Source organism: Kitasatospora sp. NPDC059408 (genome assembly GCF_042751525.1).
GTDB lineage: Bacteria > Actinomycetota > Actinomycetes > Streptomycetales > Streptomycetaceae > Kitasatospora.
Genome location: NZ_JBHYWI010000051.1, coordinates 1 through 12,520 on the forward strand (window position 1 = coordinate 1; position 12,520 = coordinate 12,520).

Consider the following 12,520-nt stretch of genomic DNA (forward strand, 5'->3'; position numbering starts at 1 on the left):
GAGGAGCAGGCGGGCACCGCCGGACGGGCCCGCCCGCGCGGCCGCGCGCCGCGGCGGCCCAGCGGGCGCGAGCGGCACGACGAGAAGATCACCGTGTACGTGTCCGCCGAGGAGCTCATGGACCTGGAGCACACCCGGCTGGTGCTGCGCGGCGAGCACGGCCTGGCCGTGGACCGCGGGCGGATCGTCCGGGAGGCCATCGCGGTCGTCCTGGCGGACCTGGAGCAGCGCGGCGAGGCCTCCATCCTGGTGCGGCGCCTGCGCGGTCGCTGAGGGCCCCAGGGCCAGGGCCAAGGGCCCTCCGGGCCTCGGCGGGCGTCCCCGGGGCGCCCCGGGGATTCGGGCGCACGGCGTGTCGACGGCCCCGGGGCGGGGCGGGGGCCGGGGCCGGGTGAAGATGGAACGCCATGCCCAGCACCACCGAACCGCCTGCCACCACCGCGAGCCCCGGGACCGACGACGGGTCGCGGGGCGGGTTCCGGGTGCGGCTGGACAACTTCGAGGGCCCCTTCGACCTCCTGCTGGGCCTGATCGCCAAGCACCGGATGGACGTCACCGAAGTGGCGCTGGCCACCGTGACGGACGAGTTCCTCGCCCACATCCGGGCCATGGGCCCGGACTGGGACCTCGACGCGGCGACCGAGTTCCTCGTCGTCGCCGCCACCCTGCTCGACCTCAAGGCCGCCCGGCTGCTGCCCGCCGCCGAGGTCGAGGACGAGGAGGACCTCGCCCTCCTGGAGGCGCGCGACATGCTGTTCGCGCGGCTGCTGCAGTACCGGGCGTACAAGCGGGCGGCCGAGGTGTTCGGGGAGCGATGGGCCGCCGAGCTGCGCCTGCGCCCGCGCACCGCCGGGCTGGAGCCGCACCACGCCGAGCTGCTGCCCGAGGTGGTCATCACCATCGGCGCCGAGCGGCTCGCGCAGCTCGCGGCGAAGGCGATGGAGCCGAAGCCGGCGCCCGTCGTGTACGTGGACCACATCCACACCCCGCCGGTCAGCGTGCGCGAGCAGGCCGGGCTGGTGGCGGCCCTGCTCACGGAGCTGGGCGAGGCGTCGTTCCGGCGGCTGGTCGCGGACGCGCCGGACACCCTGGTCGTCGTGGCCCGCTTCCTCGCGCTGCTGGAGCTCTACCGCGAGCAGGCGCTCGCCTTCGAGCAGCCGGAGGCGCTCGGGGAGCTGACCGTGCGGTGGGTGGCCGAGCCGGGACGCGGCGCGGTGGAGGTCACGGACGAGTTCGACCGGCCGGTGGGGGAGAAGGAGGAGGACGGGTGACGGAGACGTCTGCGGACGGCGGCGGGCGGCCGCAGCGCCGCCGGCTGGGGCTGCCCGGGCGGCCGCGGGCCGAGGAGTGGCTGGAGCCGGTCTTCGAGCTCGTGCCGGACGAGCCGGAGCGGGCCGCGGAGCCGGTGGCTGAGGTGCGCGTGGCGGGGGCGCGTGTGGTGCACCAGAAGTCGGCTCCGCCGACTTCCGACGTGCCGGCGGTCCCGGCGGAGGCCGAGTACGCAGAGGAAGCCGGGAAGGCCGGTGACGTCGGGGAGGCCGGGGCGCCCGGCGTCGGGCTGCGGGCCGAGCTGGAGGCGATCCTGATGATCGTCGAGGAACCGGTGACCGAGGACCGGCTGGCCGGCGTGCTGGAGCGGCCCCGGGCCGAGATCGCCGACGCCCTGCGCGGGCTGTCCGCCGAGTACACCGCCCAGGGGCGCGGCTTCGACCTGCGGCACGTCGCCGGCGGCTGGCGCTTCTACAGCCGGGCCGCCTGCTCCCCGGCCGTCGACCGCTTCGTCCTGGACGGCCAGCAGGCCCGGCTCACCCAGGCCGCGCTGGAGACCCTGGCGGTCGTCGCCTACCGTCAGCCGGTGTCCAGATCGCGGGTCTCGGCCGTCCGTGGTGTGAACTGTGACGGCGTGATGCGTACCCTGGTACAGCGAGGACTGGTGGAAGAGGCCGGATCCGAGCCCGAAACAGGTGCGATCCTGTATCGGACGACGAACTACTTCCTGGAACGGATGGGGCTCCGCGGCCTGGACGAGCTGCCGGAGCTCGCTCCCTTCCTGCCCGAGGTCGACGACGTGGAAGCGGAGTCCCTGGAGGGCACGATGATCGCGGAGGCGGTCGCCGCCGCTGCCGCGCAGGCCGCGGACGGCAGTGGCGAGGCCGGTCGGGCTGAGCACGATCGGCAGGGGGCGGTGAGGTCGGCCGAAACGACCGCACATCCCAGACGGAACGACGTACGGACACTTTGATGCGTAGCAGTGGCAACGGCAGGAACAGCAGCGGCGGCGGAAGCGGTCGCGGCGGACAGGGCGGGGGCCGGGGCGGCGGCTCCTACGGGGGCGGCGGCGGCCGCGGCGGCTCGGGCTCGCGGGGCGGTTCGTCCGGCGGCGGTTCGTACGGCGGCGGCTCGCGGGGCGGCTCCTACGGCGGCGGCGCGGGCTCGCGCGGCGGCTCCGGCTCGTCCGGGCGGGACCCCCGCCGCGACGACCGCAGGGACGACCGGCGCGACGACCGCCGCTTCCCGGACCGCCCGCTGCGGCCCGAGGAGCGGCGCTACGACCGCCCCGAGTTCGGCGGCGGCCCCAACGCCACCCCCGCCCGCGGCAGCTTCGCCGGCCGGCGCCCCGGCCCGGCCCCGCGCCCGCGCCGCGAGGGCCAGGGCGCCCCGGGCGACCCGCGCCGTCAGCCGCAGCGCTCGCGCGAGCTCCAGGCCAGGATCGAGGACGCCGTCCTCGCCCGGCACGACAAGCCCGCCGTCAAGCTGCCCAAGACCTTCGGCGAGCCCGAGGGCGAGCGCCTGCAGAAGGTCCTGGCCCGGGCCGGCATCGGCAGCCGCCGCGCCTGCGAGGAGCTGATCGAGCAGGGCCGCGTCGAGGTCAACGGCAGGACCGTGACCGAGCAGGGCAAGCGCGTCGACCCGCAGAAGGACGAGATCAAGGTCGACGGCCTGACCGTCGCCACCCAGTCCTACCTGTTCTTCGCGCTCAACAAGCCGGCCGGCGTCGTCTCCACCATGGAGGACCCGGAAGGCCGCCAGTGCCTCGGCGACTACGTGACCAACCGGGAGACCCGGCTGTTCCACGTCGGCCGCCTGGACACCGAGACCGAGGGCATCATCCTGCTCACCAACCACGGCGAGCTGGCCCACCGCCTCACCCACCCCAAGTACGGCGTGACCAAGACCTACCTGGCCGCCATCCAGGGTCCGATCCCGCGCGACCTGGGCAAGCAGCTCGCCCAGGGCGTCGAGCTGGAGGACGGCTACGCCCGCGCCGACAGCTTCAAGGTCATCTCGAACGTCGGCAAGAACTACCTGGTCGAGGTCACCCTGCACGAGGGCCGCAAGCACATCGTGCGCCGGATGCTGGCCGAGGTCGGCTTCCCGGTCGAGAAGCTCGTGCGCACCCACTTCGGCCCGATCGCGCTGGGCGACCAGAAGTCGGGCTGGCTGCGCCGCCTCACCAACCCCGAGGTCGGCCAGCTGATGCACGAGGTCGGCCTGTAGGGCCCCGGTTCACCGACAGTTCTCCGGAGGGTCTCCCGCCCGTGGTGGCGGGGGACCCTCCGGCGTGTGTGTGAGCCGGGACGCACCCGCTGGTCACGGCCTTGTCAGCGTCGTGATCCGTGGCAGAGGATGGCCATCCGACCACCGCCGCGCCACGTGGCGGGAGTGCGCCAGGGCGGGCGCCGGTGGGGGCGAACAGGGGGAGACCGCGTCGTGTCCGATGCACCACTCAGCGCACTGGGACTGGCCGAGCCGGACGGGCAGGTCTACGCCGCGCTGGTGGCCAACCCGCAGTCCACCGCGGAGGACCTGGCCGAGACCTGCGGGCTGACCCTCCAGCAGAGCGTGCGCGCGCTCGACCGGCTCGCCCAGCAGGGCATGGCCACCCGCGCGCCGGTGGACCGCCAGCGCTACCTGCCGGTCGCCCCCGACGTCGCGATCGGGACCCTGATAGGCCACCGCGAGTCCGAACTGCGCCACGCGCGCGCCGAGATGCACCGGCTGATGGACGCCTTCCGGGAGGCGTCGCGCTACACCGACCCGGCGCACTCGGTCGAGGTGCTCACCGGCGGCGAGGCGATCGCCCAGCGGCTGGAGCACATCACCGAGACCAGCCAGTACCAGGTGCGCGGCTTCGACTGCCCGCCGTACATCCAGGACCCGGTGGGGCTCATGCCGACGCAGCGCGACCGGCTGCGCGAGGGGCTGCGCTTCCGGACCATCTACGACCGGGAGGCGGTCGCCTGGCCGGGTCGGCTGGAGAAGAACATCCTGGTCGGCGTCGCGGACGGCGAGGAGGCGCGGGTCCGGCCCACGCTGCCGATGAAGATGATCATCTCGGACGACCGGATGGCGATCATCCCGATCAGCGTCGGCGACAGCGTCCTCGACGCCGCCTACGTCATCCACCCCTCGGCGCTGCTCCAGGCGCTGGACACCCTGTTCGAGGCCGAGTGGGAGCGGGCCGTCCAGCTCCAGGCCGCGATCGGCGCGACGGACACGGCGCTGGAGCCGGCGGCCGACCACCGCAAGCTGCTGGGCCTGCTGGCGGCCGGCCTGACCGACGAGTCGATCGCCCGCTCGCTCGGCTGGAGCGCCCGCACCACCCAGCGCCGGCTGCAGAGCCTGATGCGGGCGCTGGGCGCCACCACCCGCTTCCAGGCCGGCATGGCGGCGCGGGAGCGCGGGTGGCTGTGAGCCCGCGGCCTGACGGTCGTCGAGGGCCCGGCTTCGGGGCCCGGCTCTTGCGGGCTCAGCTCCAGGGCGTGAGGGAGGCCCAGCGGCCGTCCGGGCCCCGCAGGACCTTCTCCAGGCCCACCACGGCGGACCGGTTCAGCCGGCCGTAGATGTGCGGGAACTGCACGCCGGGCGTGGCCCCGGGCGGCGGTGCGCCGTGCGGGGCCTCCCACTTGACCATCGGTTCCACCAGCGACTCCTCGATCAGCAGCACCATCAGCGGATCGGGGGCGTCGGCGAAGAAGTGGTTGGCCACCGCGAGCGCGGTCCGCTCGTCCGCCGAGCAGTGGATGAACCCGTCGGTGAGCAGCGAGGCGGCGGCGTACGGGCGGCCGGGGTCGGCCAGCCAGTCGTCCAGGGGTGCGAGATGGAGGATCATGTTCCTTTTGTACCCGGTTCGGTCCCTCTGGTGCTGAGCGGGCTGGTGCTGATCCGGTGTCACTCCGGCGCGGGTGTCAGAGTCCGGCCACCTTCGAGGAGGCCGAGACCTCGTACACCAGCGTGACCGTCCGGCGGGCGCCCGGGCCGAGCGGCACGTCCCAGCGGACGATGCCCTCGGCGTCGAAGGCGTCCGGGGCCGGGGTGCACTCCTCCTTGCGCAGCCGCACCTCCACCGCCGACACCTCCGAGACCGGCACCCGCTCGCGGACCGTGACGACCTGCTCGTCCCGCTCCTCCGGGCCGGAGAACCGGGACAGGTGCAGCCGGACCTTCCGGGTGGTCGTCTGGCGGCCGGTGAGCCCGGCGGTGGCCTGCCGCTCCTCGGTCTCGCGGACCACCCGGTAGCCGTCCGAGCTGCCGAACGCCAGCTCGGCCTCGGCTCCGGCCGCGGTGAAGCGCAGCTCTCCCCGGCCGGTGAAGCCGCTGCCGCGGACCAGCTCGACCGGGCCGGCCAGCAGCGGGTGCCCGGCCGCGTTGCGGAACCGGACCACCTGGGTGACCAGCGGGGACAGCTCCGGCGCGCACGCGTACTCGCTGCTCGCCGGTGCGTCGAAGCCGCCCAGCGGCACCCGGTGCGCCCGGCCGTCGGACGGCACGGTGGCCGGGGCGGGCGCGGGCAGCACCCGGACCTCGCCGCCGTCGTCCACGCCCGGCACGGCGGCGTCCGGGGCGAGTGTACCGACCGTCTCCTCGCGCAGCTCGACCTCGACCGTCCGGCGCTCCTCGGTGGTGCGCTCGCGCAGCATCAGGACGTCCTCGGTGATCGCGGGCGGGGCGGTGGCGAGGGCGGAGCGGGCGGTGGAGAAGGTGAGCCGCGCGCCGGTCCAGTCCTCGCCGGTGCGCTGCCAGACGACGGCCTCCGACTCCAGGCGCAGGCTCCCGCCGGCGAGGGTGGCGCGGTAGGACGGGCGCCAGAGCGCGCACGGCACCAGGTGGCTGACGGTCAGCGTGCCGGGGCCGGCCGAGGCGGCCTCGACGGTGAGGTCCAGGTGGGCGACCAGCTCGGCCGGCTCCTCCTCGGCCTCGTCGAGCGCGGTCAGCGCCTGCGAGCGCTCCTCCTCCAGACGGCGCAGCCGGGAGCGGGTGGCGCGCAGTTCCTCGCCGTGGCGCTCGCGCTCGGCGTCCACCCGGTCCAGCTCGCGCGTCCAGCGGGCGCGTTCGACCTCGCCGACGCCGGCGCCCTCGCCGACCTCGCGCAGGAGGTCGGCGGAGAGCTGGGCGAGCAGCGCCAGCCGGGCCTCCAGGCGGGTGCGGGCCTGGTCGGTCAGCCGGGTCTCGGCGTCCAGTTCGTGCAGCCGGTGGCGCAGTTCGGAGTCCTCCGGGCCCGGCGGCTGCGGGGAGCGCGGGGTCCAGCTGCGCACCAGGCGGGCGTCCAGGACGCGGCTGCCGGGGGTGCCGCTCTCGGCGCGCAGGGTGCGGTCCACGGCGAGCGCGGTGAGCGGGCCCAGGCGCAGGCGCTGGACGCCCGCGACGAGGTCGACCGTCGTCGTGCGCTCGACCTGGCTGCGGTCCTCCAGGCAGGTGACGGCGGTGACGGGGAGGGGGATGGTTCCGGTCATTCTCAGTTCCTCCGGTTTCCGCCGACGATGGCCTTTCCGGCCGGGATCTTGATCTGGTAGCCGCCGTCGAGCTCGGCGCGCCCGCCCGGGGGCAGTTCGACCCGCCAGAGCCGGCTGCTGGGCGGGCACTCCGGGGTCGGGACCGTCGGGGCGTGCCAGTCGGCGCGCTCCTCGATCCGGATCTCGGCGTCGGAGGAGACCGGCACGCGCTCGCGGACCTCGACGGTGACGGCCCGGCCGAGCCGGTTCGCCAGTTCGACGTGCACCCGGTGGTCGAGCACGGTGCTGTTGTTCAGCACGTTCAGCTTGCCCGCGGCGGCCTCGTGCAGCTCGGTGCGGCGCGCCACCTCGATGCTCTCGGTGACGCCGATGCCCACCCGCCGCACTCCGCCGGGGGCGAGCGTTGGCAGGGCGGCGGTGAGCAGGAACTCGTCGTCCACGGTGACCTCGACCGGGCCGGCCAGGACGGCGCGGTCGGTGCGGTTGGCGAGGACGAGCGTCGCGTACACCTTCTCCTCGACGGCCGGGACGGTGACGTACTCGGGGCGGACGGACAGCGGGATCTCGTCCACCGTGACGGTGTGCCAGGTGCCGTCCGACGGGATGTCGGCGGGGGCGGCGGCGTCGAAGCGGTGGTCGAAGGAGCCGGCCGAGACGCGCGGCGCCACGGCGTGCCGGGGCAGGCGCAGGCCGCGCACGCGGCCGAGGCCGCCGAGGGCGCCGGGGCTGCCGGGGCCCGTGTCCGGGGCGGCGGCGGGCGGGCGGAGGGTGCCGCGGCGGGTGGCGGGCTCGTCGGGGCCGGCCAGGACGAGCTCGGGGTAGTCGAGCAGGGCCGCGGCGGGGGTGAGGCCGCCGTGCGCCGTCGGCGGGCCGTCGTTCCAGACGTCGGCGGATTCGACGGCGCCGGCGCGCTTGCGGTGGGCCATCCGCTTCATGGCCTCGGGCGGTGCGGACCGGGCGGCCGGGGCGGCTCCGGGCACGGGCGTCGGGGCGCCGAAGGCGGCGGGGGCGGGGCCGCCGGGCGCGACCGGTGCCGGGGGCCCCGACTGGGGGACCGGAGCGCCGCCGTAGCCGGCGAAGCCGGGGCCGGGCGGGGGCGGCGATGCGGGCAGCGGGTAGTCGCCGTCGGCGGCGTCCAGGGTGCCGCCGCCGCGCCCGCTCACGCCGTACGGACTGCCGCCGGGGCGAGCGGCGCGTCCAGGGCGGCCGGGCGGCGCGGGCTGGGGGGCGGACGGGCGGGGCTGTTGCAGCCAGGCCGGGGGGCTGGGCGTCGGCGCCGAGACGGCGAGCGGGCCGCCGCTGCGGGGCCGGGGCCTGCCGGGCAGCTCGTCGGCCGCGTCGTAGCCGGAGAACAGGTCGGACAGGCCGCCCGGGGGCTCGCGCCAGCCGGACGGCGGCGGCGCGGGCTGGCTGCGGCCGATCCGCAGCGAGCGCAGCTTGGGCAGGTCGGTGCGGCGGTCGAGGTCGGCAGTGGACAGCGCGAGGCGGACGCCCGTCCAGTCCTCGCCGGTCTGCTGGGCGACGGAGGCGCGCAGGACGAGGCGGCCGGTGTCGGCGCCGTGCCGGTAGGACAGCCGGTAGGCGGGGATCCAGCGGGCGGCGGCGACGCCGTACTCCAGCTCGATCTCCAGGTGGGCGGGGGTGGCGGGGGTGACGGGGGTGGGTGCGGCGGTGTCCGGTTCGTCGGCGGTGGGGGTGGTGGCGGCGGTGTGTGCGGCGGTGTCCGGTTCGCCGGCGGGGGCCGGGGCGGTCGTCAGGGTGAGCAGGACGGTGGTGGCCGTCTCCACCGGGTGGGACGGTCCTGCGGTGGACGCGCGCTCCAGCCGGTCGTTGATCAACTCGCAGGCATGGTCCGCGAGTTCGATCTCCCGGGTGAGCTGCTCGGCGCGCGCCTGGAGCCCGGCCAGCCGCTCGTCGACGAACTCGGCCAGCTCCAGCCACGCGTCGGCGGGGGTGCGGCGCAGGACTTCGTCGGGCCGCCGCCGCTGCGGCGGCACCGCGCGCAGGTCGCTCGTCTCGGCGATCGACGCGAGGACCAGGCGGTGGCGTTCGACGAGGGCGCTCAGGTGCTCCCTGGCCTCGTCCAATTCCCGTCGGAGGGAGGGGAGTTCGGACTCGTCGCGGATCTCGGCGAGCTGCTCCACGCGCGCCTCGGTCACGGCCGCGCCGGCCGGGCCGGCGAGCACCCGGGCGCGCAGCGAGCGGCCGTCCAGCGTGCGGGGCAGGCCCGTCAGCCGCAGGCGGCCGTCGGCCGGGACGGGCACGGTGGCCCGGCGGCGGCAGACCGCGCCCTCGGCGTACACCACGACCGAGTCGAGGACCGACGGGTGCGCCGGTACGGCCGCCGGTTTCCGCCGCTGGACCTCGCCACTGTGCTGATCGTCCATGCGCAACCCCTTCGTTCGCGTCCTGCCGCCTGCGCCGACGGTCTCTGGTCGGGCGGCCAGTCTGCCCCGCTTCCGGGCGGGCGTCTCCGGAATTCGCCCGCGCGGTGGCGTGTGCACTCTGTGGGACGGGGACCGGGTGTCGGCGGTTCTCTCCGGTGGTGGGGTGGGTCGCTGCGGGGGTGGGGCGGGCCTCTTCGGTGGTGGGGTGGGTGGTGGGCGCGAGGGCGGGGGCCATGCGAGAGGATGGGGCGAGCACACCCCGGCCCGCCGGCCAGGCCCGTGAACAGGCCCGTGAAGGAGAGCGACCCGCCATGCGCACTGCCGTCGTCGTCGGCACCGGACTCATCGGCACCTCCGCCGCCCTCGCCCTGACCGGCCGCGGGCTGACCGTCCACCTGGAGGACGCCGACCCGGACGCCGCCCGCACGGCCGCCTCGCTCGGCGCGGGCACCACCGAACCCGCCGACGGCCCGGTCGACCTCGCGGTCATCGCCGTCCCGCCCGCGCTGGTCGGCAAGGTGCTCGCCGACTGCCAGCGCCGCAACCTGGCCCGCTGGTACACCGACGTCGCGAGCGTCAAGGAGGGCCCGCGGGCCGAGGTCGCGGCGCTCGGCTGCGACACCGTCCACTACATCGGCAGCCACCCGATGGCCGGCCGTGAGCGCTCCGGCCCGCTGGCCGCCCGCGCCGACCTCTTCGAGGGCCGGCCCTGGGTGCTCACCCCCACCGCCGACACCGACACCGAGACGCTCAACGCCGCCCTGGAGCTCGTCGCGCTGTGCGGCGCGATGCCGATCGTCATGGACGCCGCCGCGCACGACCGGGCGGTCGCACTCGTGTCGCACGCCCCGCAGCTGGTGTCCTCGCTGGTCGCCGCCCGGCTGGAGCACGCCGACGAGACGGCGATAAGGCTCTCCGGGCAGGGCGTCCGGGACGTCACCCGGATCGCCGCCTCCAACCCCGGCATGTGGGTCGACATCCTCTCCGCCAACGCGGGCGCCGTCGCCGACATCCTGGAGGAGGTCGCCGCGGACCTCGGCGAGACCGTCACCGCGCTGCGCGCCCTGGACGCCGCCGAGGAGGCCGAACGCCGCTCGGGCGCGGCCGGCATCGAGGCCGTCATGCGGCGCGGCAACACCGGACAGGCCCGCATCCCGGGCAAGCACGGCGCGCCGCCCACCCGGTACGAGACCGTGTCGGTCGTCCTCGGCGACCAGCCCGGCGAGCTCGGCCGCCTCTTCGGCGAGGTCGGCGCGGCCGGGGTCAACATCGAGGACGTCGTCATCGAGCACTCCGACGGGCAGCAGGTCGGCTTCGTCCAGCTATCCGTCGCCCCGGCGGCCGTGAAGCCGCTGACGGCGGCGCTGCGGGCGAGCGGGTGGAGCGTGCGGGACTGAGGGGCGCGGGGCACGGGGGAGCGGGGGAGCGGGCAGAGCGTGCGGGACCGAGGGGCGCGGGGGAGCTGTCGTGATCGTCGAGATACCACTCGGTGAAGGCCAGGAGCCGGGCGACGTGGGGGAGTTGGACGTCGTCGGGAACGACGCGTTCCTGGCGGCCGTGGTGGGTGGGGAGTTCCGCCTCCACCACCGCAGTGCGGTCTCGTTGCTGGCCGCCCCGGCGGAACGGCAGCGGCCGGCCGGGGACGAGCCGACGTGGAGCCTGCTGCTGCGGGCGGCGCACGTCGCGTTCTGCGGGCACCTGCCGCTGAGCCTGTCGCCGGACGTGCTCTGGTACGCGGTGGTGCACGAGGTGGCCGTCCACGTGCGCCTGAACGCGGACCTGTACGCGGGGGTGTTCGGCGCGGACCCGTCGGGGGAGAAGCGTCCGATCGTCGTCCGGGACAACTCCCTGCTGGGCCCGGAGCCGGACTGGGCCGCGTCGATCCGCCTGGTGCGCGAGCCGCTGGCGGAGGCGGTGGGGGCGGAACTCGTCGAGCTGTTCCGGCCGGACTTCTCGACGACCACGCCGGACGACGTCTCGTCCGTGCTGGTCGCCCTGATGGACGTCGTCAGCCCCTACTACGAGTTCCGGTGGGAGACACTGTGCGGCATCCCCCGGGTCCGCCTGGAGGGGACCGCGAACGACTGGGCGCTGCTCGCGGAGCGGGTCGGCGAGCTGGCGCCGTGGTTCGAGCCGCTCGCGCCCTGGTTCGCGGAGCTGCGCCCGGTGCTGAGGGTCCTGGCGCGGACGGCGGCCGGCTGGCCGGTGGACCAGGAGTTCTGGCGCTCGCTGTACAAGTGGCGGTCGGACTCCGGCGGGGACTTCGTCTCCGGGTGGATCACGGCCTTCTTCGCCCACACCCGGAGGCCCTCCGGGCCGGAGCCGCGGACGGTCTTCGGGTGGCGGGGACTGTCCTTCGAGGAGAACGCCTTTCCGTCGCACGTCTCGACGGTGCCCTTCGCGTGGGGCAGGCCGGACGGGCAGCTCGCGATGGCCTTCCTGGGCGGGGTGCTCGGCATCGAGCGGGACGGCGAGTACGTCCGGCCCCGGCTGGGGAACGCGGTCGTGGAGCTGCTGGGGCGGTAGGGCCGTCGGGGCGGTCGGGCCTGGCGGGGCGGGGGCCCGCGCCGGTCCATTAACCTTGAGGGAGACAATCCCCGGCCGCATGCCTGTTCAACGCCTGCCCACTGGCCGTCCAGGCGCCGGATCCCATGCTCAGAGAGAGGTTCGACCCCGTGGACACTGCCGACCGAGCGCACGCCCCGGTCGTCGTCGCCATCGACGGACCCTCCGGTTCGGGCAAGTCGACCGTCTCGCGCGCCGTGGCCGCCCGGCTGGGCCTGAGCTTCCTGGACACCGGTGCCATGTACCGGGCGATGACCTGGTGGATGCTGGCCAACGACGTCGACACGGACGACGCGGAGGCGGTGGCCGTCGCGTGCGGCAAGCCGGTGATCGTGTCGGGGACGGACGCCGACGGGCCCACCATCACCGTGGACGGGCAGGACGTGTCCGGCCCGATCCGCGGCCCCGAGGTGACAGCGCGGGTCAGCGCCGTGTCCGCGGTGCCGGCGGTGCGGACCCGGCTGGTCGAGCTGCAGCGCGGCTGCGCCGGGGTCGCCGAGCGCGGCATCGTCGCGGAGGGCCGGGACATGGGGACCGTGGTGTTCCCGGACGCCACCGTCAAGATCTTCCTGACCGCCTCCGAGACCGCCCGCGCCGAGCGCCGGGCGGCCGAGCTGCGCGCCAAGGGCGTCGACGAGGCGACCATCACCGCGATGGCCGCCGACCTCGCCCGCCGGGACGCCGCCGACTCCTCCCGGAAGACGGCCCCGCTGACCCAGGCCGCCGACGCGGTCCTCGTGGACACCAGCGACCTCACGCTGGAGCAGGTCATCGGGCGGATCGTCGCCCTGGTGGAGGAGCGGGCCGGCCTGTCGTCGGTGTGATCCTTCACGG

10 protein-coding genes and 1 pseudogene are annotated in these 12,520 nt (G+C 75.7%); 8 read left to right on the forward strand and 3 right to left on the reverse strand.

All coding sequences use genetic code 11. From position 1 onward, the window contains the following. From ACFXDE_RS28890 to ACFXDE_RS28910, 5 genes and pseudogenes are all read left to right on the forward strand, one after another. Positions 1-273: pseudogene (locus ACFXDE_RS28890) on the forward strand (hypothetical protein); the annotation flags it as partial. Between the two features lie 134 nt (positions 274-407). Then, positions 408-1,271 carry a segregation and condensation protein A gene (locus ACFXDE_RS28895; protein ID WP_380497613.1) on the forward strand — a complete coding sequence of 288 codons (864 nt, stop codon included), beginning with the start codon at positions 408-410 and terminating at the stop codon, positions 1,269-1,271. Between the two features lie 314 nt (positions 1,272-1,585). Next, positions 1,586-2,242, forward strand: coding sequence for an SMC-Scp complex subunit ScpB (locus tag ACFXDE_RS28900; RefSeq protein WP_380497655.1), 657 nt, complete (start codon positions 1,586-1,588; stop codon positions 2,240-2,242). Further along, positions 2,242-3,498 carry a pseudouridine synthase gene (locus ACFXDE_RS28905; RefSeq protein WP_380497614.1) on the forward strand — a complete coding sequence of 419 codons (1,257 nt, stop codon included), beginning with the start codon at positions 2,242-2,244 and terminating at the stop codon, positions 3,496-3,498. Before ACFXDE_RS28900 ends, ACFXDE_RS28905 begins: the two co-directional genes overlap by 1 nt. 213 nt (positions 3,499-3,711) lie before the next feature. Then, positions 3,712-4,695, forward strand: a complete 984-nt coding sequence (locus ACFXDE_RS28910) for a helix-turn-helix domain-containing protein (protein ID WP_380445377.1) — start codon at positions 3,712-3,714, stop codon at positions 4,693-4,695. 55 nt (positions 4,696-4,750) lie between these two features. On the opposite strand, the gene ACFXDE_RS28915 is transcribed toward ACFXDE_RS28910, so the two are convergent. The 3 genes from ACFXDE_RS28915 to ACFXDE_RS28925 all read right to left on the reverse strand — a co-directional run bounded on the left by ACFXDE_RS28915 (position 4,751) and on the right by ACFXDE_RS28925 (position 9,121). Next, positions 4,751-5,113 carry a DUF952 domain-containing protein gene (locus ACFXDE_RS28915; RefSeq protein ID WP_380445376.1) on the reverse strand — a complete coding sequence of 121 codons (363 nt, stop codon included), beginning with the start codon at positions 5,111-5,113 and terminating at the stop codon, positions 4,751-4,753. A 76-nt stretch (positions 5,114-5,189) separates the two neighbouring features. Continuing rightward, a complete protein-coding gene (locus ACFXDE_RS28920) occupies positions 5,190-6,734 on the reverse strand; it encodes a mucoidy inhibitor MuiA family protein (RefSeq protein ID WP_380497615.1) in 1,545 nt (514 codons plus the stop codon). A gap of 2 nt (positions 6,735-6,736) precedes the next feature. Continuing rightward, a complete protein-coding gene (locus ACFXDE_RS28925) occupies positions 6,737-9,121 on the reverse strand; it encodes a DUF4139 domain-containing protein (RefSeq protein ID WP_380497616.1) in 2,385 nt (794 codons plus the stop codon). 311 nt (positions 9,122-9,432) lie between these two features. Between ACFXDE_RS28925 and ACFXDE_RS28930 the strand changes: the two genes are divergently transcribed. The 3 genes from ACFXDE_RS28930 (at position 9,433) to cmk (ending at position 12,510) form a co-directional block, all read left to right on the forward strand. Further along, entirely contained in the window at positions 9,433-10,518 is a 1,086-nt protein-coding gene (locus ACFXDE_RS28930) for a prephenate dehydrogenase (RefSeq protein ID WP_380445373.1), read from the forward strand. 70 nt (positions 10,519-10,588) lie between these two features. Beyond that, positions 10,589-11,647, forward strand: coding sequence for a DUF4419 domain-containing protein (locus tag ACFXDE_RS28935; protein WP_380497617.1), 1,059 nt, complete (start codon positions 10,589-10,591; stop codon positions 11,645-11,647). A gap of 125 nt (positions 11,648-11,772) precedes the next feature. Further along, positions 11,773-12,510: a (d)CMP kinase gene (cmk, locus tag ACFXDE_RS28940; RefSeq protein ID WP_359965486.1), complete on the forward strand. Its 738-nt coding sequence runs from the start codon at positions 11,773-11,775 to the stop codon at positions 12,508-12,510. The last annotated feature ends 10 nt before the right edge of the window (positions 12,511-12,520 follow it).